The organism is Halorubrum aidingense JCM 13560 (genome assembly GCF_000336995.1).
GTDB classification, from domain to species: domain Archaea; phylum Halobacteriota; class Halobacteria; order Halobacteriales; family Haloferacaceae; genus Halorubrum; species Halorubrum aidingense.
Window position 1 is genome coordinate 1 of the sequence record NZ_AOJI01000027.1, and the last position, 26,585, is coordinate 26,585.

The 26,585-nt window shown below is 68.1% G+C and carries 22 protein-coding genes and 1 pseudogene; 18 read left to right on the forward strand and 5 right to left on the reverse strand.

Going from position 1 to position 26,585, the window contains the following annotated elements; all coding sequences use genetic code 11:
* Positions 1 to 3: 3 nt before the first annotated feature.
* Positions 4 to 630, forward strand: coding sequence for an HAD family hydrolase (locus C461_RS11655; RefSeq protein WP_049906619.1), 627 nt, complete (start codon positions 4 to 6; stop codon positions 628 to 630).
* 21 nt (positions 631 to 651) lie between these two features.
* Here the strand turns inward: C461_RS11655 and C461_RS11660 are convergent, their stop codons facing one another.
* Positions 652 to 957: a DUF5822 domain-containing protein gene (locus C461_RS11660; RefSeq protein WP_049906592.1), complete on the reverse strand. Its 306-nt coding sequence runs from the start codon at positions 955 to 957 to the stop codon at positions 652 to 654.
* A 93-nt stretch (positions 958 to 1,050) separates the two neighbouring features.
* Here C461_RS11660 and panB point away from each other — a divergent pair, with 93 nt between their 5' ends.
* The 6 genes from panB (at position 1,051) to C461_RS11690 (ending at position 8,444) form a co-directional block, all read left to right on the forward strand.
* The gene (panB, locus tag C461_RS11665) at positions 1,051 to 1,857 is read left to right on the forward strand and encodes a 3-methyl-2-oxobutanoate hydroxymethyltransferase (RefSeq protein ID WP_008001470.1); all 807 of its coding nucleotides are present in this window, start codon (positions 1,051 to 1,053) and stop codon (positions 1,855 to 1,857) included.
* A 150-nt stretch (positions 1,858 to 2,007) separates the two neighbouring features.
* The gene (locus tag C461_RS16330; protein WP_080506287.1) at positions 2,008 to 2,709 is read left to right on the forward strand and encodes an HU family DNA-binding protein; all 702 of its coding nucleotides are present in this window, start codon (positions 2,008 to 2,010) and stop codon (positions 2,707 to 2,709) included.
* Between the two features lie 134 nt (positions 2,710 to 2,843).
* Positions 2,844 to 4,898, forward strand: coding sequence for a DUF460 domain-containing protein (locus tag C461_RS11675; RefSeq protein ID WP_049906593.1), 2,055 nt, complete (start codon positions 2,844 to 2,846; stop codon positions 4,896 to 4,898).
* 97 nt (positions 4,899 to 4,995) lie between these two features.
* Positions 4,996 to 6,168 carry a poly-gamma-glutamate biosynthesis protein PgsC/CapC gene (locus C461_RS11680; RefSeq protein ID WP_008001473.1) on the forward strand — a complete coding sequence of 391 codons (1,173 nt, stop codon included), beginning with the start codon at positions 4,996 to 4,998 and terminating at the stop codon, positions 6,166 to 6,168.
* Positions 6,168 to 7,376 carry a hypothetical protein gene (locus C461_RS11685; RefSeq protein ID WP_008001474.1) on the forward strand — a complete coding sequence of 403 codons (1,209 nt, stop codon included), beginning with the start codon at positions 6,168 to 6,170 and terminating at the stop codon, positions 7,374 to 7,376. The genes C461_RS11680 and C461_RS11685 overlap by 1 nt, the downstream gene beginning before the upstream one ends.
* Positions 7,377 to 7,457: 81 nt before the next feature.
* Entirely contained in the window at positions 7,458 to 8,444 is a 987-nt protein-coding gene (locus tag C461_RS11690; RefSeq protein ID WP_008001475.1) for a tyrosine--tRNA ligase, read from the forward strand.
* 35 nt (positions 8,445 to 8,479) lie between these two features.
* On the opposite strand, the gene C461_RS11695 is transcribed toward C461_RS11690, so the two are convergent.
* Entirely contained in the window at positions 8,480 to 9,235 is a 756-nt protein-coding gene (locus tag C461_RS11695) for a topoisomerase DNA-binding C4 zinc finger domain-containing protein (protein ID WP_008001477.1), read from the reverse strand.
* 130 nt (positions 9,236 to 9,365) lie between these two features.
* On the opposite strand from C461_RS11695, the gene C461_RS11700 reads away from it, so the two are divergent.
* On the forward strand, positions 9,366 to 10,715 hold the full coding sequence (locus C461_RS11700; RefSeq protein WP_008001479.1) for a putative ATP-dependent zinc protease: 1,350 nt from the start codon (positions 9,366 to 9,368) through the stop codon (positions 10,713 to 10,715).
* Between the two features lies 1 nt (position 10,716).
* Here C461_RS11700 and C461_RS11705 read toward each other — a convergent pair whose 3' ends face one another.
* Positions 10,717 to 13,059 carry a DEAD/DEAH box helicase gene (locus C461_RS11705; RefSeq protein WP_008001481.1) on the reverse strand — a complete coding sequence of 781 codons (2,343 nt, stop codon included), beginning with the start codon at positions 13,057 to 13,059 and terminating at the stop codon, positions 10,717 to 10,719.
* A gap of 174 nt (positions 13,060 to 13,233) precedes the next feature.
* Between C461_RS11705 and C461_RS11710 the strand changes: the two genes are divergently transcribed.
* The 8 genes and pseudogenes from C461_RS11710 (at position 13,234) to C461_RS11745 (ending at position 21,256) form a co-directional block, all read left to right on the forward strand.
* A complete protein-coding gene (locus C461_RS11710; protein ID WP_008001483.1) occupies positions 13,234 to 13,596 on the forward strand; it encodes a TRAM domain-containing protein in 363 nt (120 codons plus the stop codon).
* A 123-nt stretch (positions 13,597 to 13,719) separates the two neighbouring features.
* Positions 13,720 to 17,391, forward strand: coding sequence for an LAGLIDADG family homing endonuclease (locus tag C461_RS11715; RefSeq protein ID WP_008001485.1), 3,672 nt, complete (start codon positions 13,720 to 13,722; stop codon positions 17,389 to 17,391).
* A pseudogene (locus tag C461_RS11720) lies at positions 17,392 to 17,635 on the forward strand (DUF7854 family protein); the annotation flags it as partial.
* Positions 17,636 to 17,802: 167 nt separating this feature from the next.
* Complete coding sequence (locus tag C461_RS11725) at positions 17,803 to 18,141, forward strand: DUF7855 family protein (protein WP_049906625.1); 339 nt, start codon at positions 17,803 to 17,805, stop codon at positions 18,139 to 18,141.
* Entirely contained in the window at positions 18,138 to 18,959 is an 822-nt protein-coding gene (locus C461_RS11730) for a DUF7856 family protein (RefSeq protein ID WP_008001490.1), read from the forward strand. Before C461_RS11725 ends, C461_RS11730 begins: the two co-directional genes overlap by 4 nt.
* A gap of 24 nt (positions 18,960 to 18,983) precedes the next feature.
* Positions 18,984 to 19,820 carry a DUF7857 domain-containing protein gene (locus C461_RS11735; protein ID WP_049906595.1) on the forward strand — a complete coding sequence of 279 codons (837 nt, stop codon included), beginning with the start codon at positions 18,984 to 18,986 and terminating at the stop codon, positions 19,818 to 19,820.
* Positions 19,817 to 20,467: a MinD/ParA family ATP-binding protein gene (locus tag C461_RS11740; RefSeq protein ID WP_008001493.1), complete on the forward strand. Its 651-nt coding sequence runs from the start codon at positions 19,817 to 19,819 to the stop codon at positions 20,465 to 20,467. The genes C461_RS11735 and C461_RS11740 overlap by 4 nt, the downstream gene beginning before the upstream one ends.
* Positions 20,468 to 20,530: 63 nt before the next feature.
* Positions 20,531 to 21,256, forward strand: a complete 726-nt coding sequence (locus tag C461_RS11745; RefSeq protein WP_008001494.1) for a hypothetical protein — start codon at positions 20,531 to 20,533, stop codon at positions 21,254 to 21,256.
* A gap of 105 nt (positions 21,257 to 21,361) precedes the next feature.
* Here C461_RS11745 and C461_RS11750 read toward each other — a convergent pair whose 3' ends face one another.
* On the reverse strand, positions 21,362 to 21,670 hold the full coding sequence (locus tag C461_RS11750) for a HalOD1 output domain-containing protein (RefSeq protein ID WP_049906596.1): 309 nt from the start codon (positions 21,668 to 21,670) through the stop codon (positions 21,362 to 21,364).
* 258 nt (positions 21,671 to 21,928) lie between these two features.
* On the opposite strand from C461_RS11750, the gene pheS reads away from it, so the two are divergent.
* The gene (pheS, locus tag C461_RS11755; protein WP_008001496.1) at positions 21,929 to 23,437 is read left to right on the forward strand and encodes a phenylalanine--tRNA ligase subunit alpha; all 1,509 of its coding nucleotides are present in this window, start codon (positions 21,929 to 21,931) and stop codon (positions 23,435 to 23,437) included.
* Positions 23,437 to 25,236: a phenylalanine--tRNA ligase subunit beta gene (gene pheT, locus C461_RS11760; protein ID WP_008001497.1), complete on the forward strand. Its 1,800-nt coding sequence runs from the start codon at positions 23,437 to 23,439 to the stop codon at positions 25,234 to 25,236. Before pheS ends, pheT begins: the two co-directional genes overlap by 1 nt.
* Positions 25,237 to 25,283: 47 nt before the next feature.
* Here pheT and C461_RS11765 read toward each other — a convergent pair whose 3' ends face one another.
* On the reverse strand, positions 25,284 to 26,513 hold the full coding sequence (locus tag C461_RS11765) for an aminopeptidase (protein ID WP_008001498.1): 1,230 nt from the start codon (positions 26,511 to 26,513) through the stop codon (positions 25,284 to 25,286).
* Positions 26,514 to 26,585 lie beyond the last annotated feature (72 nt).

Sequence of the window (26,585 nt, forward strand, 5' to 3'; positions counted from 1 at the left end):
GAGATGTGTATAAGAGACAGCGCTTACGACGCGATCGTCTACGACCTCGACGGCACGCTCGTCGAACTCGCGGTCGATTGGGCCGAGGTCGCCGACCGCGTCCTCGACGTGTACGCGGAACACGCGATCATCCCGCCGACGGACGACCTGTGGGGGCTCCTCGAAGCCGCCGAGGAGTACGGTGTCGGCGAGCCCGTCGAGGAGGCGATCGCGCTCCACGAGCGGTCGGGCGCCCAGGAGTCGCTGCTGCTCCCGCTGGGCGAACGGCTCGTCGCGGCGAGCAACCGAGAGGAGACGGACGGAGGGACGAGCGAGCCGACCGCGGCGGACGGCGCGGTTGACGGACCGATATCGGTCGGCGTGTGTTCGCTCAACTGCGAGGACGCCTGTCGGATCGCGGTCGAAACGCACGGGCTCGGCGCCGCGATCGACGCGGACGCGATCGTCGGCCGCGACACGGTCGAGACGCACAAGCCGGAGCCGGAGTCGCTGCTCGCGGCGATCGACCGGCTCGGCGCCGATCCGGATCGGACGCTTTTCGTCGGCGACTCGGAACGAGACGCCGTGACGGCCGAGCGCGCCGGCGTCGACTACGCGTGGGTATCGGCGCTGCTCGCTGAGACGGTGTAACGGAACCCTCGGAGCGGCCGGTCACTCCCCGCAGTCGGGCGCTTTGTCGGCTCCGGCGTCGCCGCTCTCGCTGTCGTCGGTCGTTCCGCCGCCGTCGCCGGCCTCGGTCCGCTTCGCGTAGGCGGCGACGACGACGGCGGTGAGAAACCAGATCGGCGCGCCGACGCGGATCGCGAACGCCGCGCGGGCGCCCCACGTGTCGAGCGTGACGAAGCCGGAGAGGATCGCGACGGTCGGCGCGCCGACGAGGATGGTGACGACGAACGTCGTCTGCATCACCCAGGCGTAGTCGACGCCGTCGTACTCGGCCCGCTCGACAGGTTGCACGGACGGCTCTCCGTCGCGAATCGACAAATCGGTGGCGGTCCGCGTTTCCGGATCCCGGCGAGTTTAACCGCTCGCGGGGGGACGCTTCGAGGTATGACAACGACGCGGGGACTCCGGGATCGCGAGGCGCCGATCACGATGCTGACCGCCTACGACGCCCCGACGGCGGCGATCGTCGACGAGGCCGGTATCGACGTCGTGCTCGTCGGCGACAGCATGGGCAACGCGGCCCTGGGCTACGACTCCACGCTCCCCGTGACGATGGCGGAGGTCAAGAGCCGGACCGCGGCGGTCGCCCGCGCGACCGAGGACGCGCTGGTCGTCGCCGACATGCCGTTCCTCTCGTTCGGCGTCGACGAGGCGGAGTCGGTGCGCAACGCCGGCGAGCTCCTGAAGGAGGCCGACGCCGACGCGGTGAAAATCGAGAGCGGCCCCCACACCGTCGAGACCACGCGCCGCATGGCCGACGTGGGAATCCCGGTGATGGCGCACCTCGGCTTGACCCCTCAGCACGTCAACCGCCTCGGCGGGTACACGAGACAGGGGACCGACCAGGACGCCGCCGAGGAGATAATCGACCTCGCCGGGGCCCACGCCGAGGCCGGCGCGTTCGCGCTCGTCTTGGAACACGTCCCGGCGAACCTCGCCGCGGCCGTCACGGAGGCGCTCGACATCCCGACGATCGGCATCGGCGCCGGCCCCGACTGCGACGGACAGGTGCTCGTCATCAACGACGTCGTCGGTCTCGGCGAGTGGTCGCCGCCCTTCTCGCGGCAGTTCGGGGACGTTCGGGCGGAGATGACCGAGGCGGTCGAGGCGTACCGGGACGCCGTCGCGAGCGGGGAGTTCCCGGCCGACGAGCACTCGCACGTCGAGGCGGACCTCGGGGACTTGTACTGAGCCGGCGCTGTCGAACCGCTCGACGAGGCACGTGCTGACTCGAGTGCGGCGAGTGCGGGAGAGCTGGTCACAACGCTGCCACCATATGTACTGTAAAATATAATTACAGATAGCTTAAGCTTCTGCGTGCTCTGTAATACCTGATTATTCATGAGATCCGGTAGCCAACACCAATCGACTCACTCGCGCCGAGACGTTCTCTACAACGGCAGCACCCTCTCAATCCTCCTCGGACTCGGCATCGCCACTGTTCCGGGATCGGTTGCAGCAGACAAGGCAGAACTCGTTGAGGCGATAGCAAGCCAAGCCGGAATCAGCAAAGCCGACGCCAAGCGCGCACTCGAGGGGTTCGCCGAGGCCACCACCAAAGCGCTGGCGAACGGCGACCGCGTGGCGCTCCCCGACTTCGGGATGTTCTCCGTCTCCAGCCGCGTCCGAAACGCCAACGGAAACACCGCGAGAGACGAGTCTGCAGTCGATTTCGACGTCTGTCCGGCGTTCGGCGCCGCACTCGATCTCAACCCCGGAAACGGTGATCAGCGCCGAAACGAGGCCGGGTCCAAATGCCGCTCTGCGGATGTCGTCATCGATGCAGACCGCGTCGTGGCCGAGACAGGCAAGGGCCTCTCGAAGGCCGACGCGAAGAAGGCACTTGACGGATTTATCAGCGCCACAACAAACGCGCTTAACGAAGGCGAAACCGTGGAGCTGATCGGGTTCGGCTCGTTCAGCATCTCGAAGCGGTCTGCCCGAACCGGGCGCAACCCGCAGACAGGAAAAGAGATCAAGAGCGCGGCGAAGAACGTGGTCAAATTCAAAGCGGGAGCCGAGTTGTCCAAAAGCGTGAACTAGTGGGTTTTCGGGCCTGAGCTGCTCGTTTGATTTCCTGAGTAGATAGTGAATAACGCATCGACAATGACGATACCGAGGTCGAAACCGCCACACCCGGCGTGGGGTATATACGCGCCAACGGCCTACGTGAGTACGTGACAACCCGGACCATCCGCGCCCGCGACCGGCCGGTGTTCGGCGTCGACGTCCACAGCGGCGACGTTCGCGGCGACGACCCCTCCTACGCCCTCGTGATTCTCGATCCGGTCGACGACGACGATCCGGACGCGCCCGACGTCGACGGCCCGCTCGCTCGCGTCACCCGCGACGTCGTCTCGTTCCGGAAGCTCTGCCGGCTGATCGACGACCGAAACCCGCTGTACGTCGCCACCGACAACGCCTACGAGCTGGCGGCGAACAAAAACGAACTCGTCGGGTTCCTCCGATCGCTTCCCGACGGCACCCGACTGGTGCAGGTGACCGGCGCGGAGCGCCCGGAGCCGCTCTCGCGGGTCGCCTCGCGCCACGGGATCCCGTACGGGAAAGAGCCGATGAAGGAAGCGGAGGCGTCGGCCCGGCTGGCCGCGGCCAACGTCGGCCACGAGGTGACCGCGTTCACCAATGAGACGAGAGTGAAGGTGTCTCGCGGCCGGTCGACCGGGAAGGGCGGGTGGAGTCAGGACCGCTACACCCGACGAATCCACGGGAACGTCAGGAAGCGGACGCGACAGGTCCAGTCGAAGCTGAAGGAGGCGAACCTCGACTTCGAGCGCGACGTGACCGAGAAGTACGGCGGCTACGCGAACGCGACGTTCACCGTCGAGGCCCGGCCGGAGGAGATCCCGGTGTCGAACTCGCGGGCCGGCGACGTGCGCGTCGAGGTCGAGCGAGAGCGACGAGACGGGATCGAGTACGAGCCGCTCGTCCAGCGGCGCGACCGGGTGATCGTCGGGATCGACCCCGGAACCACCACCGCGGCCGCCGTCGTCGGGCTCGACGGGACGGTCCACGACCTGTTCTCCTCGCGGACCGCCGACACCGCCGACGTGACCGAGTGGATAATCGAGCAGGGGCGGCCGATCATCGTCGCCGCCGACGTGGAGCCGATGCCGGAGACCGTCGAGAAATTCCGGCGCTCGTTCGACGCGGCGGGGTGGCGACCGACGACGGATCTGCCCGTCGACGAGAAGCTCCACCGGACCCGCGAGACGAACTACGCGAACGATCACGAGCGCGACGCGCTGGCGGCCGCGCTGTACGCCTACGACGACCACGAAGACCAGTTCGAGCGGATCGCCGCGAAGACGCCGCCCCGACTCGACCGCGAGGCGGTGATCGCGGGCGTCGTCGCCGGCGGCGCCTCCGTCGAGGCCGTCGTCGAGGACCTGAGCGAAGACGACAGAAACGGAAGCGGGAACGGGGAGGCGGACGGCGAGTCGGCGACCGATCCGACCGAGCCCGAACGCACCGAGGAGGAGGAGACGATCCGGCGGCTCCGCGAGCGCGTCGATCGGCTGGAGTCGCACGCGGCGTCGCTGGAGGCCGACCTCGACGAGCGCGACGACCGGATCGCCGACCTGGAGGGGAAACTGGAGGAGGCGAAACGCGAGGAGCGGATCGAAGCGCGCACCCGCCGGGCGGTCTCCCGACTCGAACGTGAGACCGACCGACTGGAGCGCGAGCGCGACGAGGCCAGGGAACGGGCGGACGAACTGGAGGGGAAAGTGGAGACGCTCAAGGAGCTGTGGCGGCTCGACCACTCCAACTTCGAGCACGTCGCCGCCGACCGGGGGCTCGCGAGCGTGAAGGTCGCGGAGCAGTTCACCCTCGACGCGCTGGAGGCGGCCGACGAGGCCTACGGACTCGTCGCCGGCGACGTGGTGTACCTCCGCGACGCCTCCGGGGCCGGCCGGCGCACCGCCGAGCGGCTGGCCGAAACGGACCCGCGGGCGGTGATCCGCGACGGGAACCTCTCGGAGGTGGCCGATCAGGTGCTGTTCGACCACGACGTGCCGGTCGTCCCGGTCGACGCGGTCCCCGTCCGCGAGGTCGACGAACTGGCGGTCGCGGACGAGGCGACCCTCGAAGCCGCCATCGACGACTGGGAAAGCCGGGCCGAGCGTCGGCGGAAAGCCGAGAAACAGGAGCATCTCGACCGGATCATCTCGGAGCACCGGGCGGGGCGGACGCTGCCGGAGACCGAGGAGTAGACCTCGGGTCGTCTGACCCGACGGATGACACGGTCGGATCGTCCGACTCGACAGCCAGCGTTTATGTGCGTGGAAGGACAGGTAGTCGCTACCTACCGTGATAATCGCATCGCTGCTCTCGGCGATCGGCTTCTTTTCGACGGCGGCTGTGACGCAGACGAAGGGACTCCGGCTCGGCGGGGCGATCCTGGTACCGACGCTGGTCGTGTACGCGCTCACGGAGTTCCTGACGCTCCCCGTGTTCCTCGTGAGCGCCGTCGTGGCCTACCTGCTGTTATGGCAGGCGAAAGAGCGGACGCTGATGTACGGTCGCGACGAGTTCCTCGTGGCGCTCGCGGCCGGCGCGGTCGTTCCCATCGTCGGCTACCTCGTCGTCGCTACGGTCGCGCCGGGCCTCTTCGACGTAAACCCCATCCTCCTCGTCGGCAGCATCCTCCCGGGGCTCGCCGCGTACAACGTCGCCCAGACCAAACCGGAGTACCGACGGCAGGACCTGCTGTACACGACCGGACTGGTCCTCGGGCTCTGGCTCCTCGGGATCGTTCTCGTCGGACCGCGGACCGCCAGCCTCCTGGGGGATCTCACCCCACTCGTCCTGTTCGCCCGGACGGCCGACGTGGCCGTTCTCAGGGGAGCCGTCGTCGACGGGTACCTGGCACCGAACATCGAGATCCGAACGACCATCACCGCGTTCCTCGCCGTCGGGATGGCGGTCTCGGAGCTGGTCCGCCGGGAGTTCGGCGTTCGGATCGGCATCGTGTCGATGGCGCTGTTGGCGCTGTTCGCGCTCGTCAGCCGCTGGCTCCTCGCGCTGTTTCTCCTCTCGTTCGTCGTCTCCCTGGTCGCCACCTGGGCGGTCCACCGGACGACGCTCTTGTACGGCCGCGTGCTCATCAGCATCGGCTGCGGCGTCGGCACGCTCGCGGCGCTCGCGTTCACGACGCAGCTCCCCATCATCCGCGGGCTGTCGGCGCTGTTCGTCGGCGTCATCGCCGGCGTCGACGCCTACGCGGTCCACGTGACGCCGCCGCTCGAGCGCCGCCAGCAGCCGTTCCTCGCCGTCGCCGCCTTCGTCGGGATGCTCCTGCTCGTTCGCACCGTCGTCGACCCGTACCAGCGGGGCGTCCTCCAGGAGCTCACGCCGCTTGTCGCGCTCGTCGGCGTCGTCGTCGTCGCCGCGTGCCTCGCGGTCGCGTACCGCTGGCGGATCGAGTCGCCGGACGACGAGGCGGTGCTCTCGGCGTCCGTCCTCTCAGGAGGTGACGGCTGATGTGGCCGTTCGACCGGGGCAAGGGGCTGTCATACGGAGGGACGCCCCTCGAGAAGCCGTCGATCGTGGACCGTGCTCGCGAGCTGTTCGGCCGCGGGCGATCCCACCAAGCCCACCTCGACGAGACCGAGGTCCGGATCGGCGTCTCGGGGATCCGCGGGAAGTCGTCGACCGCGAAGCGACTGGGGTCCGTACTGACCGAGCGCGGGTACGACACCTACACGAAGATCACCGGCGACCATCCCACCTCGTACCACAACGGTCGAACGATCCCGATCCAGCGCCGGGGGCCGCGGGTGACGCTGTACGAGAACCTGAACCTGCTCCGGGAGTTCGTCCCGCAGCTCACCGAGACGGAGCCGGAGGACGCCATCGTCATGGAGAACCAGGCGATCACCGAGTACACGATGCGGATGGTCAACGAGCGGTTCCTCCGGCCGAACGTCCTCCTGTTCTGTAACGTGCGCCAGGACCACAACGACACGCTGGGCGAGACGCGACAGGACATCGCTCGCTCGTTCGCCCGCTCGGTCCCTGAGGGGTGTCACGTCATCAGCGACGAGCAGCACGGCGCCATCCACGACTACCTCAAGGAGGAGATCGAGGCGCGCGGGGCGACGATCGAGCAGGTCGACGTGCCCGAGCGACACCGCCACCTCACCGGGGCGGAGACCGTCCACATGCTCAACCACGTCCTCGATCACCTCGGGGAGCCGCGGATCGACGACGCAGAGCTCCACTCCATGCTCGACGCCATCCAACCGGAGTGGACGGACCTGCCGGACGGACGGGTGTTCAACGCGGCGAAGGTCAACGAGATCGAGAGCACGGAGCTGTTCCGCCGCCAGCTCGCCGGAACGGGTGACGACGCGGAGCTCGTCTGTCCGTTCGTGTTCCTGCGGCGGGACCGGCGGGGTCGGACGGCTTCGTTCGTGGAGTATATCGACATCCTGTTCGAGCGCGGACTCATCGACCGGGTCCACGTCGGAGGCGCGTACACGGGCGTGTTCGCCCGACGGGTCGACGGACCGGCGACCGAACACGACACGGACGCGACCGACGCGGAGACGGTGCTCGACCGGCTGCTCGCGACCGACCAGCCGGTGATGTTCATGGCGAACACCGTCCACCCGTTCATGCGCGAGCTCGCCGACGAGGTCGAGACCCGCGAACGGAGCGAGAGGCCGCCGGAGCTGCCTGCGTACTGACCGCCCGGCTCCCCGCTTCACGTCGCCACGCGTCCGCACGCATCCAGAAGTCATATGTCCGACAACCGCACAGTCGGGAGTATGGATGCCTACGAGCGGATCACCCGGAACGCGGCCGAGGTGGTCACCGAGGAGGAGATCGAGGCGCTGGCCGACGACCCCGACGGGAAGCGGGCGTACGTCGGCTACGAGCCCTCCGGCGTCCTCCACATCGGGCACATGCTCACCGCGAACAAGCTCATCGACCTGCAGGAGGCCGGGTTCGAGGTGACGGTGCTGCTCGCCGACGTGCACGCGTACCTCAACGACAAGGGCTCGTTCGAGGAGATCCGTCACACCGCAGAGCGGATGCGCGACCAGTTCATCGCCTACGGGCTCGACGAGTCGAGCACGCAGTTCGTGCTCGGCTCCGACTTCCAGCTCGACGACGACTACACGCTGGACCTGCACTCCTTAGAGCTGGAGACGACGCTCGCGCGGGCCGAGCGCGCGATGGCCGAGATCACCTCGAGCGACTCGGTGAAGGTGTCGCAGGCGGTGTACCCGCTGATGCAGGCGCTCGACATTCCGTATCTCGGCGTCGATCTGGCGGTCGGCGGGATGGAACAGCGCAAGGTCCACATGCTCGCGCGCGACGTGCTCCCGAGCATCGACCGCGAACCGCCGACGAGTCTCCACACTCCGCTTATCGCCGACCTCAGTACCGGTCACGGGAAGATGTCCTCCAGTACGGGCGTCACCATCTCGATGGAGGACTCCCGCGAGGACATCGAGTCGAAGGTGAACAAGGCGTACTGTCCGCCGACCGCGGACCCCGAGCCGACCGACGACGGCGCGGAGCGCGAGAACCCCGTCCTACAGGTGTTCGAGTACCACGTGTTCCCGCGGTTCGAGACGGTCGTCGTCGAGCGGCCGGAGGAGTACGGCGGCGACTTGGAGTACGACGCCTACGACGACCTCGAAGCCGATCTCGAGTCCGGCGAGCTACACCCCGCCGACGCGAAGGGCGCGCTCGCCGAGTACCTCGACCGACTCATCGCACCGGGCCGCGAGCAGTTGGCCGAGTGAACCGCCTGTAGAGCACACCGTTTTTCACTTACCGTTCACGCCTCGCCCGCCGTGTGGCCCCCGTGTTCGCAGCCTCCGTCGAGACAGCTGCGGCCGGTCGCCGTCTCGAAGACGGGAAGCCCGCACTCGCACTCGTCGACGACGACTCCCGAGGGGATCGAGAACGTCGTCTCGCAGTCGGGATACTGTTCGCACCCGAGGAAGACCCGCCCGGGTGCGGCCTCGACCGTGAGATCGCCCCTGCAGTCCGGACAGTTCCAGACGCGGTCGAACCGATCGCGGACGGCGTCTTCGAGGGGATCACAGGCGGCGTCGAGACACAGGTGGAACGGCTCCCCGCGCTCGACGCGGATTTTCGGGAGTCCGCAGTCGTCACAGATCCCGTCGGTGACGCTCGCGCCGGCCGGGAGTCCCCGGCGCCGCTCGCAGGCTAGACAGACCACGTCGCCGCGCGAGCGCACGAGTGCCCCGCCGTCGTCGGGACAGGTCCCGACCGGCACGCCGGCCTCCGTGACCGGGAGCGCGCGGCTGGCGGTCGCCTCCTCGGCGACGATCCGGAGTCGACGGGCGCCGTCGCGGGCGGTGACGGAGAACCCCTCGCCGTCGCCCTCGACGACGACGCTCTCGGGGCGAGTGAGCCACGCGACGGGCTGGTAGCCGTCGGCGTCGTGGACGAGCGTGGTGTCGTCGGGTTTGATGATGACGACGACGCGTCCGCGGTGGGTGCGGGTGCGGTCGCCGCGTTCGGTCACCTGACAGTCGCCTGCGAGCACGCGGAGTCGTTCCGGCATACCGCGGGGTTGCCCCGCTCTCGGATTTAAGAAGTCGGCGGCGAGACCGGCCCGCGAACGACGCGTCCGCGATCCATGGAGACGGAAAACGTGTGATTAGTTTAACAAGATCGTTTCCGTAGGGCTACATATGAGCGAGACCCCCAGTGCGGATCCGTCGAGAACGTCAGGCTCGACCGACTCCGTTCGGGTCGGAGTGCTGAGTTTTCACAACAGCAAAGAGACCAAAGCGATCCTCAATGCCGTTCACGCGCTGGGACACGAACCGGTCTGGCTCCGCGAGGAGAACGCGCGGTCCTGGATCGAGGCCGGGAGCCTCCGCTTCGACCCCGACGTCGACGTCGTCGCGAACCGCCTGCTGACGACGAAGGCCGCACAACCGCTCGACGACCTCGGGATCGCAACGAGCTACGCCGCTTTGCGACCCGTGTTGAACCCGCCGCCGGTCGTCGTCCGAACCATGCACAAGTACGGCGCCGCGGCGACGCTCACCGCGGCCGGTATCCCGGTTCCGGACGCCTACATCGCCTTCACGCACCGGACGATAAACGAGGGCAACCGCCTCACGAGTGAGAAAGCGGTCCACAAGTCCGCGATCGGGACGAACGGGGACCGGATGACGGTCGTCGACGCGGACGACACCGTCTCTCCGCTCATCGCCCGTCGTCGGGCGTTCCTACAGGAGTTTATCGACACCGACGCGGAGCGACCATTCGACGTCCGCGCGTACGTCGTCGGCGATCGGGTCGTCGCCGCGATGAAGCGGTACGCGCCGGCGGACGAGTGGCGCACGAACGTCGCCGTCGGCGGCGCGGTCGAGGATTTCACCGACGACCTCCCCGCGGAGGCGGCGCGGCTCTCGCGGGAGGCCGCCGACGTGCTCGACCTCGATTACGCCGGGGTAGACCTGCTGTGCCGTGACGGCGCGTGGTACGTCCTCGAGGTGAACGTGACCGCGGGGTTCAAAGGGCTCTTCGAGGCGACGGGGATCAGCCCCGCGCCGCACATCGCCGGCCTCGCGATCGAGAGCGCCGGCGGCCGGGTCGACTCCGACCGCGTCGCGGCGCTCTCGACGGTGCTCGACGACTCGGTCCCGGAGTGTAAGCCGGCTCTCGATCCGGAGCCGGAGGAGTTGACGATGATCGGCTACACCGAGCGCGTGACGGTGAGCGCGGGCCAACGAGCGGTCGACGTGGTCGCCAAATCAGACACCGGCGCCCGGCGAACGAGCATCGATTTCGATATCGCCGCGGAGATCGGCGCCGGCCCGATCATCGACACGGTCCACGTGAAGTCCGGATCGCAAACCGGACGAAAGAAGCGCCCGCTCGTCGAGATCGACGTCAAAATCGGTAACCGGTGGCAGACCGTGACCGCGAGCATCGAGAACCGGAGCCACATGAATTACCCCGTCCTCCTCGGTCGAGACGTCCTCGACGGCTACCGCGTGGACGTCACAAAACGGGAGCGCGAAGCGTGACTTACGCCACGCGAACCGTTCGCGTCGCCCGAACCGGCATCAGCGGCAGATCGGGGAAGACGACCTCGACGACGAACTCCAGCTCGTCGGCGTCTTGCGGTCCGAACACCCCGATCGGCACGGTCGTCTCTCCGTCGAGGTACGTCGTGGTCTCGGACATCTCCACGTCGTTGACGGTGACGCGGATGCCCGTTCGAGCGCGTCCGGAGACGGTCGCGATCGCGACCTCGCACAGCTCGTTTTCGCCGACGGCGATCGAGTCGGGGAACGCGCCCCAGTCGACGTCGATCCGCGGACAGTCACGCGCCGCCTCGACGATCCGCTCGGCGACGGAGCCGCTCATACCGGCGTTTTCCAGCGCGCTCGCGCCGGCGTCGACCACGTCGGCGGGTGAGGTGAGCCCGGCAGTCGCGAGCCGCTCCGCCCGCCCGGACCCCACGCCGTCGATCGCGGTGAGCGCGACGGCCTCCCGGGAGACGCCGTGTTCGACGCGCGCCTCGACGCGACACGCGAGGTTGGCGGCGCGGGGGCCGGCGAACCGGTCGAGGAACTCCGAGAGCGCGGCGAGCAGGCGGAGTGCGTTCTGCCGGATCACCCACGCGTCCGAGCGGAGGTCGGCGGGGATCGAGTCGGCCATCCCCGCGAGCAGGATGGCGAACACCTTGCGGTGGCCGTCCGCCAGCTCGGTGTCGCGGCCGTCGAGGATGCGATCGATCGCGTCCGCTTCGGCCGAGCGCGCGGAGACGGAGTCGAACTCGCCGGCGGCCGCGACCGTCTCCAGGATCCGGTCGACCGTCAGCGTCTCCCGGTCGGCGAGCCGGCGGAACCGGCGGGCGGTGTCGAGCCGGAGGTAGTACTTCGAGGCGAGCCGTCCGAGCGCCGACGGCTCGATCGCGAGGTCGTCGTCGGCCGCGACGAACCCGTCGTCGACGAGCGATTCGAGGGTGTCGCGCACGCGGTCGCGGAGGGTCCCGAAGTCGTACTCGTCGGGCTTCGACCCCGCGCGGACGTAGTAGAACGTCGTCTCCAGCCAGTCCATCACGTCGCCGAGCCCGCGGATAGTGCCCATCGCGATCTCCGCGTTGAGATGGGACTCGAGCTCGCCGGCGAGCCGTGACTCGATCGGTTTCCCCTCCTTCAGCAGCGTCCGGTACTTATCGGCGTCCGCGTGGTCACACACCACCCAGCCGTAGCCGACGTCGTCGTAGCCGGGCCGGCCCGCCCGCCCGAGCATCTGGAGCACGTCGAGCGGAGAGATGTCCGTCTCGCCCTCCAACGGGTCGTGGTACTTCGTGTCGCGAATGACGACACAGCGCGCCGGGAGGTTGACGCCCCACGCGAGCGTCGACGTCGAGAAGAGCAGCTTGATCTTCCCCTGTTTGAACCACTCCTCGACGCGGTCGCGGTCGTCCTTTCCGAGCCCGGCGTGGTGGAAGCCGACGCCGTCGGTGACGGATTGCCGAAGGGTGTCGTTGGTGAGCTCTTTCGCCTCGTTGTGGTAGTCGTAGTCGCCCCGAGAGTCGATCGGAATGTCCCGTTCGGTGATCTCGTCGCGGGCCTTCTTCGCCGCCTGCACCGTGTCCTGCCGCGAGGAGACGAACACGAGCGCCTGCCCGTCCTCGCGGACGTGCGGCTCGGCCAGGTCGAGCGCGCGGTAGAGCCGCCGGTACTTGTCGGCGAAGGCGTTCGAGCCGTGCGAGTACGTCTTCACGCCGGTCTCCAGATCGACCGGGCGGTAGGCGTCCCCGAACTCGTAGGTCGTCTCCGCGGGCGCGTCGAGCCACTCGGCGACGTCGTCGATGTTCGGCATGGTCGCCGAGAGCGCGACGACGCGCGGCTCCTGTAGCCGACGGAGCCGCGAGACCGTGACTTCGAGCACCGCGCCGCGCTTCTCGGAGTCGAGCAGGTGGACCTCGTCGATCACGACGCAGTCGACGTCGGTGATAAACGAGTACCGAGCGGAGTCGTGTTTCCGCGTCGCGCTGTCCGCCTTCTCGGGGGTCGTCACGAGCACGTCCGCGCGCTCGGCGCGACGCGGGTTCAGGTCGCGCTCGCCGGAGACGACGTACACCGAGTAGCCGAGCTCCTCGAAGCGCTCCCACTCGCTTTCCTTCTCGTTCGTGAGCGCGCGAAGCGGCGCGATGAAGAGGGCGGTCCCGCCCGCAGCGAGCGTCTTGCAGATCGCGAGCTCGGCGAGCGCGGTCTTGCCGGACGCCGTCGGCGCGGACGCGACGACGTTGTGATCGGACTCCAAGATGCCGGGCAGCGCCTCGCGTTGCATCCGGTTGAACTCCTCGAACCCGAACGCGTCGGCGAACTCCGGCACCGCGTCCGCGACCTTCACGGTGCACCACACCCGTGGACGAGTCGACGGCGACCGCGGCTGATTCGCATTGGATCGAGACGGGGGCTTCGAGGGCAAAGGCGTTTCTCATGCGGTCGGCGCGGCCGACGGCTCCCCAGACGACGCTCATCAGCAACTCCGAGTATTTAGGTGACCGCGGGTCGACCGGCCGGTATGATACCGTCGTCGCCGGTCGCCGCGGGAATCGCCGCCGTCGTCGTCCTGCTCGGACTGTTGGTCATCGTCCGCCGCATCCGCGGGCCGTCGGCGGACGCGCGCGAGTCGAAACGCGCCCACGACGCCGCACAGGAGCGCGATCCGCCCGTCTCGATCGGCGAGACCTACGAGTTCGGCGTCACCGAACTCACGGACCACCACTCCGGTACGGAAGTCGCCGTCGGCAAAGTCGAGGGGTTCGTCGTCTTCACCGAAGACATCCCGAACGGGATCAGCAAAGGCGACGTGATCCGCGCGAAGGTGCTCTCGTTCAACGAGGGCCGTACCTCCGCGGACGCGACCTTCGTCACGAAGGCGTAGGACAAACTCGTCGCGAGATCACCGGTCGCGCTGATCGCGAAATCGCGTGCCGAAGTCGGCGAGGCCGTTCACCTCCGCTCCGAGCATGAGGTTCATACGTGATGCCGACGAAGGGCCGTCGTAATGGCTCAGGCCGGGAATCAGGACCTCACGGAGCGGTTCATTCAGTTTTACCGCAACTACTACCGCGAGGAGATCGGCACCCTCGCACAGAACTACCCCAACGAACAGCGCTCCCTGTACGTCGATTACGACGATCTCTTTCAGTTCGACCGCGACCTCGCAGAGGACTTCCGCACGAAGCCCGACCAGATGCGCGAGTACGCCGAGGAGGCGCTCCGGCTCTACGACCTCCCCGCCGACGTCAGCCTCGGCCGCGCGCACGTTCGGATCGAGAATCTCCCCGAGAGCATCGACATCCGCGGGATCCGCGTCCACGACGACCACATCGGCAAGCTCGTCTCGGTCAAGGGCATCGTCCGCAAGGCGACCGACGTCCGCCCCAAGGTGACCGAGGCCGCCTTCGAGTGCCAGCGCTGCGGGACGATGACGTACATCCCCCAGAGCGACGGCGGCTTCCAGGAACCACACGAGTGTCAGGGCTGTGAGCGGCAGGGCCCCTTCCGCGTCAACTTCGACCAGTCGGAGTTTATCGACTCTCAGAAGCTCCGCATCCAGGAGTCTCCCGAGGGGCTCCGCGGCGGCGAAACGCCCCAGTCGCTCGACGTCGACATCGTCGACGACATCACCGGCAAGGTGAGTCCCGGCGACCACGTCACCGCCGTCGGCATCCTCCACATCGAACAGGTCGAACAGGGCAACGAGAAGTCCGCCATCTTCGACCTGTACATGGACGGCGTCGCCATCGGCATCGAAGACGAGGAGTTCGAGGACATGGACATCACCGAGGCGGACAAACGCGAGATCATCGAGCTCTCCGAGCGCGACGACATCTACGAGGCGATGGTCGACTCCATCGCGCCCGCCATCTACGGCTACGAAGAGGAGAAGCTCGCGATGATCCTCCAGCTGTTCTCCGGCGTCACCAAGCACCTCCCCGACGGCTCGCGGATCCGCGGGGACCTGCATATGCTTCTGATCGGAGACCCGGGTACCGGAAAAAGTCAGATGATCAGTTATGTTGAAAATATTGCCCCACGATCAGTTTATACATCAGGAAAAGGATCATCCGCTGCAGGGCTCTGCGTAGTTGGTGACACGAAGATTCACACGAGCGACGGGTTCGTCCCGATTCGGGAGATCGCCACAGACCAGCACCCCGATCCGGTCGAGATCGAAACAGCCGCAGAATCGACGCGCGATCTGTACACGTTCGACCGTTCCAACGGCTCGATCGATCTCGCGGAGAGTTCCCACGTGTGGCGAATGCCCGAGAAGTCCTGTCGGCGGATCGAGACGGCACACGGAAAGGATCTCGAAGCGTCGGTCAATACGCCGGTTCTCGTCTGCGACGAGCACGGCATCGAGTGGCGCGAGATTTCGGAGATAGGCGTTGGCGACCACGTTGCGGTTCCCCGGTACACCGGGATCGACCGGTCATCGCCGTCAGTTCGTGAGTACGTCGAGTTCACGGGTGAAAAACTGAAACCGACGGACGAGTCGATCGAACGCCTCCGCACTCGTCTCTGCGAGGAGTTCGGGACGCTTCGTAACGCGGCCGCCGAACTCGATCTCTCGGAGGACTTTATTTACGACACGCTCTCGAACCGTCACATTCCACGCGAAAAGCTCGATACGGTCCTCGATGCACTCAACGTACATCTCGACGACATCGGCCTCGAACGGGCGATGCTTCGGCACGGAAGCGGTGTGACGATCCCCGAGAAATTCGACGCGGATTTGATGTATCTGATCGGACTCGTCTTCGGTGACGGCGACGTGATGGTGTCGCGTCGAGGGGGCAACCGCGGTCACGTCCGGATCTCGAACTCGAACACGGACCTGCTGAAACAGGCCGCCGATATCATCGAAGCCAAATTCGGGAGGTCCGTCCGGGTCGAGTACCAGGACGAGCGTGTCCCCTGCATTCGTCTTCACAGCGCGACCGTCGCCCGCTTTTTCGCCAACGTTGGCGTTGAATCGCCGAAAGACGACATCCGTCTCGATCCGGGACTCACGACGGCGGAACACGCCGACTCATTCCTCCGGGGCCTGTTCGATGCGGACGGGTCAGTTTGCGGACGTGACGACGGCGGATCGAGCGTCCAGTTCTCGACCGTCTGCGGCGAACTCGCGGAGCAAGTCCAACTGATGTTGGAGACGTACGGCGTCCGTTCACGAACCCGTGAGCGTGACCGCCGCGGGACCTACACACGGGCGGACGGACACGAAATCGAATCGACTTCGATCCAAACGCACCTTGCCATTTACGGGAAGGAACTCGACGCGTTCGCCGATCAGATCGGATTCCGGTCGACTGCAAAATCACGGGCACTACGCAGCATCGTCCGCGACGTGCCTCGGCGTGGTGAACGGCTTCCGGTGGGGAGCGCACTCGCACGGGCAGACGGCGGGTCTACAGCATACCGCCAGAATTTCGTAAAGGGGCAGAACCCAAGTCGTTCCCGGGCGAAAGCCATCGTGGATAGTCTCGATCTCGGCGCGATCGGCGGGGAGGTCAAGGAGGTTGCCGACGCCGATCTCGTCTGGGACGAAGTCGTTGACGCCGAACACACCGGAAAAAAAGAGGTGTTCGACCTCACGGTCCCGGACACCCACAACTTCCTCGGAAACGGAATCGTGACGCACAATACGGCCGCAGCTGTGAGAGATGACTTCGGCGACGGCCAGCAGTGGTCGCTCGAAGCCGGCGCGCTCGTCCTCGCCGACAAAGGGATCGCCGCAGTCGACGAACTCGATAAGATGGAGGCGTCGGACCGCTCCGCGATGCACGAGGGGCTCGAACAGCAGAAGATCTCCGTCTCGAAGGCGGGGATCAACGCGACGCTCAAAGCGCGGTGTTCCCTCCTGGGCGCCGCGAACCCGAAGTACGGGCGGTTCGACCAGTACGAGCCGATCGGCGAGCAGATCGACTTAGAGCCCGCGCTCATCTCGCGGTTCGACCTGATCTTCACGGTGACGGACAGCCCGGATCCGGAACACGACTCCCGGCTGGCGAAACACATCATCAAGACGAACTACGCCGGCGAGCTCAACACCCAGCGGACGGAGCTGGCGAGTTCGGAGTTCACCTCCGAGCAGGTCGCGGAGGTGACCCAGGAGGTCGCCCCGGAGATCGACGCCGAACTGCTCCGGAAGTACATCGCCCACTCGAAGCGGTCCTGTTTCCCGACGATGACGGAGGAAGCCAAGAGCCTCATCGAGGAATTCTACGTCGACCTGCGCTCGAAGGGGGCGGACGAGGACGCGCCGGTTCCCGTCACCGCCCGGAAGCTGGAGGCGCTGGTTCGGCTCTCGGAGGCGAGCGCGCGGGTGCGGCTCTCGGACACCGTCGACCGCGAGGACGCGGACCGCGCGACCGACATCGTCGAGTCGTGTCTGAAAGACATCGGCGTCGACCCGGAGACGGGGCAGTTCGACGCCGACGTCGTCGAGACGGGCACGTCGAAGAGCCAGCGCGACCGCATCAAGAACATCAAGGGACTCATCGCGGACATCGAAGACGAGTACGAGGAGGGCGCGCCCGTCGAGGAGGTGCTCGACCGCGCCGGCGAGATCGGGATGGACCCCGGGAAGGCCGAACAGGAGATCGAGAAGCTCCGCACGAAAGGCGAGGTGTACGAGCCGAAGCAGGGACACCTGCGGACGACGTAGATGGACCGCATCTCCGCCATCCGAAACGTCGAGGACGCCCTCCGCGCGTTCGAGAGCGGCGACGCCGACCTCGGCGACACGGAACGGCGCGTGGCCGCGGTCCTCCGAACGTACGCGACCGAGTTCGACGGCGAAGACGACGTGTTTCGGGCGATCGGCGAGGAGCCGGTCGACGGGCAGGTCGTCGTCGCACCCTCGGCGCCGGCGGCGCGGGAACGCGTGCTCGCGCTCTCCGGGCTCGATCCGAACGCCCGCGCCGAATCGAGCGATCGAGAGAAGTCAGAGTCCCGAAACAACTCTGACGATCTGACCACAGTCGAAGGCGACGGAGTACCCGAATTCGACGTCGAACGAGTGTGATTTTCGTACCGGTTCGGAAGGGCTAAGTTTCGGAACCGACCAGCCGTGCTCGTGTTGTTGGTCGTGACGTATTCGGCGGCGGCGCGTACGGGGCTCCGGAACCTGTGTCGTCGCCACGAGGATCCGGTCGTGCGTCGGTTCGGGCGGGCAGCGCTGCTCGATTCGACGGAATACGCCGCCTTTCTCGCTGTCCGTCTCCAGGAAGCACACGGCGGGGACGTGCAGATCGAGCGGACCGAACCGTTCAACGAGTTCGTCGCGCTCGAAGAACCGGTACGAGAGGCCGCGGTCGCGTACGCGAACCGAGAGTCGAAGTCCACCCCGTACGCCGCGTTCGCCGCCGGAACGGACCACCCGGACCCCGAGACGATGCGAGGCGAGGATCTGTGAGCGGCGACGGCCGGCGATCGGAGTCCGCGCCCGGCGACGTCTGCGTCCCGCGGCCGGCAGACGTGCTGGGACAGATACCGACCGGAGCGAGTCTCCGCACGGAGCTCGCGGCGGCCGCGCGGTCGCGGGGGCGAACGCCGGCGGTCGCGAGCGAGTTGGCCGAGCTTCGCGAGGCGCTCGACGAGATAGCGATCGAGCCGGTCGACGTCGAGACCGCTCGTCGGCGGGTGGCGGCGGCGACCGGCGAAGAAGCGCGGTTGAAAGAGCGGATCGCCGCGCTCCGCGGCGACGTCCGCGCCCGCCGCGCAGTCGACGCGGCGACCGACGAGACGCTCGGTGACCTCGAATCGACAGCGGCGGAGCTGTCGAGCGCCCAGACGGAGCGGATCGCGGCCGAGCAGGCGTTCGAACGGGCGCGCGACAGAGTCGCCCGCACCAGAGACGAGCGCGAGCGCCGGCTTCGGCTCCGAGATCGCCTTCGCAACCGACGACGCGATGCGCGCCGAGAGCTCGCGAGAGAGATGTATCCGGCGTTTCGCGATGCGCTCACCGAGGTACCGGGCGGGGACGAGACACACGCGAACGGGACGCCGTCGGAGTACGAGGGCCCCGCGATAGCGGCGTCGCTCGCGGCGGTGGCGGTCGCAGACGTCGACGGTCCCGTGACGCTCGGCGAGGCGGCCGCGTCGTGGATCGACGATCGAGAGGGGACCGTACCGGTGGTTGTGCGAGAGGTGAAGGCCGATACCGAGGAGCGAGGGGGCGACCGGTCCCCCGCGCAACCGGGGCAGAGCGACGATAGGCGTCCCGATGTTTAAATGCGATTCCGCGGCATCCGCCGTATGGACTTGACGTGGACCGTCGAACGCGACGGTGGCGTGTCGCTAGTACGCTGTCGCGTGCACAACGACGGTGCGGTCCGACAGCGGGTTCGGATCGAGAGCCGGCTCGACGGTCCCGTCCTCCCGCCACGGCGGAGCGGAATCCCCGAGCCCGGGTGGGACGCGTCCGGAGTCACGCTTGAGCTGGAACCGGGCGGACGCCGAGCGATCGGCTTCGCCGTACCGGCGGCGACGGATCCATCGCCGTCGAAGGACGCCTCGCCGACGTCGTCGACCGAGCCGCCGGTGGAGGTGGTCGATTCAACGGCAGTCGGGTCGACAGCGACCGATTCGACCGCCGAGGAAGAATCGGGAACGGCCGTCGCCGAGGCGCTTCGCGACCTCGCCGACCACCGACCGCCGAGGGCGGCGGTCGACGGCGATGCGGTCGTCAACAGCGACGGAGCCGCCGCCGAGAGAACCGACGGGGACGACACCGGAGAGGGGGACACCACCGAAAGCGACGTCAACGTGAGCGGTGCCGAGTCCGACGGCGACGCCGAGGAGCAGGGCCGGGCTCGAACCGCGATCGGGTCGTCGGAGAGCGACACACTCGACGAGTGGTTCGACGCGATCGAACGACGGCTCGAACGCGCCGAACGGCTGACCGACGCGGACCTCGCGACGGCGACGGCGGTCGTGGAGACGGCCGGCGGCGTCGAGGGCGTTGCGGCGCTCGACGCGCGCCTGACCGACGACGCGGAGCGGCTCCGCGACCTGAGCGAGCGCGCGTCGTCCCTGGCGGCGCGAGCCGAGGCGACCGATGCGCCGATCGAAGCGCTGGAGCGGCTGGCGTGATCCTCGCGGTCGCCGGCGGGAAAGGCGGCGTCGGGAAGACGACGCTCGCGTACAATCTCGCGGCCGCCCTCGACGCGGTCGCGGTGGACGCCGACCTCGGGATGGCCGACCTACCGAGAGACCGCGGCCCGGACCTCCACGACGTGCTCGCCGGCGGCGCAGACCCGGTCGAGGCGCTCCGTCCCGGACCGGTCGACATCGTCCCCTGCGGTCGGACTCTCGCGGGCGCCCGCGCTTCCGATCTGTCGGCCCTAGAGGGAGCGGTGGCGGCGGTCGAACGCGCGTTCGGAACCGTCGTGCTCGACTGTCCGGCGGGGCGTCGGGCGGACGCCGGCGTCCCGCTGGCGATCGCCGACGCGTGCCTGCTCGTCGTGTCGCCGCGCGCGTTCGCGCTGGCCGACGCGATCCGCACTCGGGAGCTCGCTCGCGAACTCGACGCCGGGCTCGTCGGCTGCGCGGTGAATCGGGTGACTGCGGAACCGCCGAAAGAGGCGATCGCCGACGCGCTCGGCGCGCCCGTCGCCATCGTTCCGGCGGACCCGCGCGTCGGCCGGTCGGTCACGGACGAACGACCCGTCGTGGACGCCGCACCGGACGGCGACGCCGCCGCGGCGATCCGAGACCTCGGTCGTCGCGTGCCGCGGTGACCCGCGCTTCGGCGCTCAGGGGACATCGCGTCGTTTTATTCGGTCCGGAGCCGACCGGGACCCATGCTCACGGTCGCGTTCCTCGTCGGCGTCGCCGTCATCGCCTTCCTCGCGGTCGAGATCGGCCCGTTGTACGTCACCGATCGCGTCCGCGATCTCAGGGAGCCGGCGGGTCCCGAGCGAGCCGCTCTCGACGCGCTCCGCGCGGCGGCCGGCCTCGACGTGGATCGGGTCGCGATAATCGAATCGGACGAGGGCCGCGACGCCGACGGTCCCGGTGCCGCCGATTCCGCCACCGATCCCGCCGCCGATTCCGGATCGATCGACGTGGCGGTTCGCGGGCCGCCGCGTCGGCGGGTGCTCTTTCTCACCGAGCGCGTGCTCGACGGTCTGGACGAAGACGTCGTCGTCGGGCTGCTCGCGGCCGAGGCCGGCCGTGTCGAGACCTACTACGGGGAGTTCCGGGCGGTCGCCGTCGCGGTCGTACTCGGCGTGCTGGCGGCGATCGTGACAGCCACGGTCCCGTTCGAGGCGGGATTCGCCTCGGTCATCGCACTCGGTCTCGCGGCGTTCTGGGTCGGCCGTCGGGTGCAGTACGCGGCCGACGACCGCGCGGCGGACGCGGTGGGAGCGACGCGGGTCGCCGACGCGTTCGAGCGCGTCGCCGCGGAACGCGGCGTCGAACCGGAGACGGGCGACTGGTCGACGTGGTTCGAGGTCCAACCGCCGCTCGGGGATCGGATCGCGGCGCTTCGTGAGCGAGCGGCGGCGGAAACGACGGAGCGGTGATTGCGGAACGAAAACGACGGAACGGTGGAGCGGTGACCACAGAACGATAGCGGCTCAACGGCGTGCACGGAACGACAGCGAGGCGCCGCTGTTTCCCCGCCGACCCTACTCCTCGATTCGGCGGACGACGACGTCAGTCGCGTCGATATCGACGTGGTAACCCGCGACCGTGAGCGAGACGTCGACGGTGGCGTCCGAGCGGCCGGCGACGAGCGCGTCGAGCGCGTCGGGGTCGACGTGGTCGTACAGCACGACATTCGCCTCGGTCGCGAGATCGGCCGGCTCGACGCCGGCGAGGTCGGCGATCGCCTTCACGACGGCGAGGCTTGGCGATCGGTCGTCGCCGCCGTGTTCGACGCGAACCGTCTCAACGGCCGGTTCGTTGTCACCAAGATCCACCGTAGCGCTACTCATACGCCCCGGTGGCGGGGGGAGTATATAAACCCACCCAGTTGTTAATCAAAAATGATAATTCAGGGCATTCGGTGTGTTGCGGTGGCGATGACCGGTGAGAGCCGCCCATGACGACGCCCACAACGGCGACGACGCGCGGCGCTCTCCACAACGGCGACGACGATCCGTGACGACGATCCGCGACGATCCGCGACGATCCGCGACGGCGACGTGCCGGAACCGTTACCAACCACCCACACCCGTATGCATACAACTCGAATGCGACTCCCGGAACGACAGCTCGCGGTCCTCGAAGCCGCGAGCGCGACGGACGAACGGACGATAGACGAGATCGCGGCGGAGACGGGCCTGAAGCCCGAGACGGTCGTCGGAGCCGCCTTCGACCTCCGCGACGAGGGGCTCCTCGTCGTCGGCGAGACGGCCGACGAGACCCTCGACCTCACCGACGAGGGGCGCGAGTACGTCGACGCCGGTCTCCCGGAGACGCGGCTCTACCGCGCCGGCCTCGCGCTCGACGCCGACGCCGAACCGGTCTCGATGGGGCGAGTCATCGGGGAGGCGGACCTGAACGGCCCCGAAGTCGACATCGCGCTGTCGAACTTCGCGCGCAAGGGATTCGGCGGGATCGACTCGGGCGAGCTTTCGGTCGACGGTGACGCCGACCCCGACACCGACCCCGAAGCGGCCGCGCTCACCGCGCTCGCCGCCGGCGAGGCGCCCGACGTCGACGAGCGCGTGATCGACCAGCTCGACTCGCGTGGGCTCGTGGCCGTCGGCGAGTCGGTCACCCGCTCGGTGACGCTCACCGACGCCGGCGTCGACGCGCTGATGACGGGCGTCGAGGCGACGGAGACGGTCGCGCAGGTCACGCCGGAGCTGCTCGCCAGCGGCGAGTGGCGCGACGTGGAGTTCTCCGAGTACAACGTGGAGGCGGACGCGCCGACGGTCTCCGGCGGACGGAAACACGTGCTCCGTCGGACCGCCGACCGCGTGAAAGACGTGCTCGTCGGCATGGGTTTTCAGGAGATGGAGGGGCCTCACGCCGACAGCGACTTCTGGATCAACGACTGCCTGTTCATGCCGCAGGACCACCCGGCGCGGACGCACTGGGACCGGTTCGCGCTGGACGTCCCGCCGATGGAGGAGATACCGGACGAGCTGATCCGGCGGGTCGAGGCGGCCCACCGCGACGGCTGGGGGGTCGACGGCGACGGCTACCACTCGCCGTGGTCCGAGGAGTTCGCCCGTGAGATCGCCTTGCGCGGACACACCACGTCGCTATCGATGCGGTACCTCTCGGGTATCGCCGGCGCGGAGTTGGAGCCGCCGCAGCGCTACTTCTCCGTCGAGAAGGTGTACCGCAACGACACGCTCGACCCGACACACCTGCTGGAGTTCTACCAGATCGAGGGGTGGGTGATGGCCGAGGACCTCTCGGTGCGCGACCTGATGGGCACCTTCGAGGAGTTCTACCGGCAGTTCGGGATCACCGACATTCGGTTCAAGCCCCACTACAACCCGTACACGGAGCCGTCCTTCGAGCTGTTCGGCGAGCACCCCGAGACGGGCGAGGAGATCGAGATCGGCAACTCCGGCGTCTTCCGCGAGGAGGTCACGGGGCCGCTCGGCGTCGACTGCGACGTGATGGCGTGGGGGCTCGCCTTAGAGCGGCTCGCCATGCTGACGACCGGCGCGGAGGACATCCGTGACCTCCACGGGACCTTGGCAGACATCGAGTTCCTGCGGAACGCGGAGGTGAGCTACTGATGCCCGTCGTCGACATCGACACCGACGAGCTGCGCGGACTGACGGGCCACGACGAGATGGACGACGAGGAGTTCAAAACGGACCTGTTCGGGCTCGGGCTCGAGTTCGAGGGAGAGACCGACGACGGTCTCCTCCAGTTCGAGTTCGCCCCGGACCGGCTCGATCGGCTCTCGGTCGAAGGGGTCGCCCGCTCGCTGCGCTACCACTACGGCGACGACCGCGGCGTGTACGTCCCCGAAACGAACGACCCCGAGTGGACGATCGAGGTCGACGAGTCGGTCCCCGACGAGCGCCCCTACGTCACCGGCGCCGTGATCCGCGGCGTCGACCTCGACGAGGGCGCGCTCGACTCGCTGATCCAGCTACAGGAGAAGCTCCACGCCACGATGGGTCGCGGCCGCGCGAAGGGCGCGATCGGGATTCACGACTTGGCGATGATCAAGGGCGCGCCCCTGCAGGAGGGCGCCGAGCCGTCGATAACGTATCGCGGCGTCGACCCCGACGGGGTGTCGTTCGTCCCGCTGGACGCGAACGACGAGCTGACGCCGAACGAGGTGCTGGCGGAACACGACACGGGCCGCGCGTACGCCGACCTCGTCGCGGGCCTCGACCGGTACCCGGCCATCTACGACGAGCTCGGGCTGTTCTCGTTCCCGCCCGTGATCAACGGGAAGCGGACCGAGGTGACGACCGGCTCTCGCGACCTGTTCGTCGAGCTGACCGGCACCGACCAGTGGACCATCGACCGGATGTGCAACATCATCTGTTACGCCCTGTCGGCGCGCGGTGCGACGATCGAGGAGGTCGAAGTGAACTACGCCGACGGCGCGACCCACCCGAGCGAGTACGGCGCAGAGCTGGTTCGTCCGAACCTCGACACCGACGAGAAGACGGTGAGCCACGACCGGATCGAGACGCTGCTCGGCGTCGAGTTCGAGCCCGAGGAGATCGTCGACTGCTTCGAGCGCGCCGGGCTCGACGCGAGCTACACCCTCGGCGACGAGGTGCGCTACGAGGTCGAGATCCCGCCGTACCGCGTCGACGTGCTTCACCCGCTCGACCTGGTCGACGACGTGGGACGCGCGTACGGGTTCGACAACCTGGAGCCGCGATACCCCGACGTGGGGACCGTCGGCGGCCGTCACGAGCGCTCGCGGCTGGAGGACGCGGTCCGAACGAGCCTCGTCGGCCTCGGCTTCGAGGACCTGCTGAACTTCCACATGACGAGCGGGACGGAGAACTTCGACCGGATGAACGTCGAGCCGGGAACCGGCGGCGCCGCAGTCGCCGAGGAAGACGCCGAATCTGGAGCGCGACCGCCGCTCGCGGGCGTCGGCGTCGTCGGCGGCGGCGACCCCGTCGAGATCACGGAGCCGTACAGCGAGGAGTACACCCAACTCCGGACGTGGGCGATCCCCTCGCTGATCATGCTGCTCGAACGGAACACCCACAACGCGTACCCACAGGACGTCTCGGAGATCGGCTTCGTCGCCGAGCGCGACGAGACGGAGAACACGAACGTCGCCGAGCGCCGTCACGTCGCCGGCGCGGTCGCCCGGCGCGACGCCTCCTACGAGGCCGCGAAGGGACGACTGCAGTCGGTGTGTGACGACTTCGACGCCGAACTGGAGACGCCGCGCACGGACCACCCCTCGTTCATCGACGGGCGGACCGCCGCGGTCGTGATCGACGGCGAGCGAGTCGGCGTGATCGGCGAGGTGCACCCCGCGGTGCTCGTCGAACACGACCTGGAGGTGCCCGTCGCCGCCTTCGAGTTCGACCTCGACGCGCTTCGGTAATCGGGGGTTGAGGAGTCGGTGCTGATCGGGGACGGGTCGGTGCGTCCCTATTCGTCCGCCTCGAATCCCGCCTCCCACCGGAACGTCCCGTCGCGCTGCACGACCTCGCCGTCGACCTCCATCCGGGAATTCTCACTCACGTCGCTTATCATGTCGACGTGGACGGCGCTGTCGTTGCCCGACTCACCGTCTGGCAGACAGGCGTCGTAGGCGCGCCCGACCGCCATGTGGACCGTGTCGCCCATCTTCTCGTCGAAGAGGATCGAGTCGGTGAACCGATCGATACCGCGGTTCATCCCGATCCCGAGCTCGCCGAGTCGGCGGGCGCCCGCGTCGGTGTCCAGCACGCTCTCGAGGGCGTCCTCGCCGGTCTCGGCCGAGAAGTCGACGACCTCACCGTCCTCGAAGACGAGGTGGACGTTCCGGACGCGGGTCGCGTCGATCGTCATCGGCACGTCGAAGAACGCCTCACCGGCGGTGTCGTACGGCGCGGTGAACACCTCGCCGGAGGGGAGGTTGTGCGAGTCGTACGCGACGGACGCGGCGGAGTTGACCGCGGTCCGGCCCGCTATCGACATCGTCACGTCGGTGTCGGGGGCGTCGTCGCGCTCGGTGACGATCCGGACCTCGTCGCCGGCGTCGAGAACGTCTTTCATGTGGGCCATCTCGTCGGCGAGCGCCGCCCAGTCCCGGAGGACGGCGTCGTAGACGAAGTCCTGGTACTCCTCGTAGGCCATGCCGGCCTGTTGGGCGAGCGAGCGGGTCGGGTGGACCGTCGACACCCAGTCGGTGTCCATCCGGGCCTCGCGGACGCCCTTGCGGGCCGTCGCGTAGGCTCGGCGGGTCTCGCGGTCGACGTCGGCGGTCGCGGTGGTGTTGCGTCCGCCGCCGATCCGGAGGTAGGCGTCGGCGGCCTCGAAGATCGCGCGATCGACCGCCGGATCGTCGTCGAAGACGGGGGCGGCGCCGTCGCTGGCGTCGCTACCGTCGTCGCTGGTGTCGCCATCGTCGCTGGCGTCGCCATCGTCGCTGGCGTCGCTGCCGTCGTCGCCGTCACCCTCGGAACCCGCCTCGGCGCCTTTTAAATACGCGCGGGAGAGTTCGTCGGAGCCGTACAGCGTCGTGACGTTCGCCCCGCGCTCGCCGAGCGCCTCGGCGACGGCGACGCCGAGGTCGTGGGCGTCCTCGGCGACGCTCACGACGACGTCGTCCCCGGCCTCGATCCGTGCGCTCCAGTCGACGAGCACCGCGGCGTGCTCGCGTACGCGTTCGTCCATGATACTCGGTGCGTCGCGGGGGAGCGATAAATCGGTGCCGGCACGCCGATCGTCGTTGGGGCGCTGTGGACG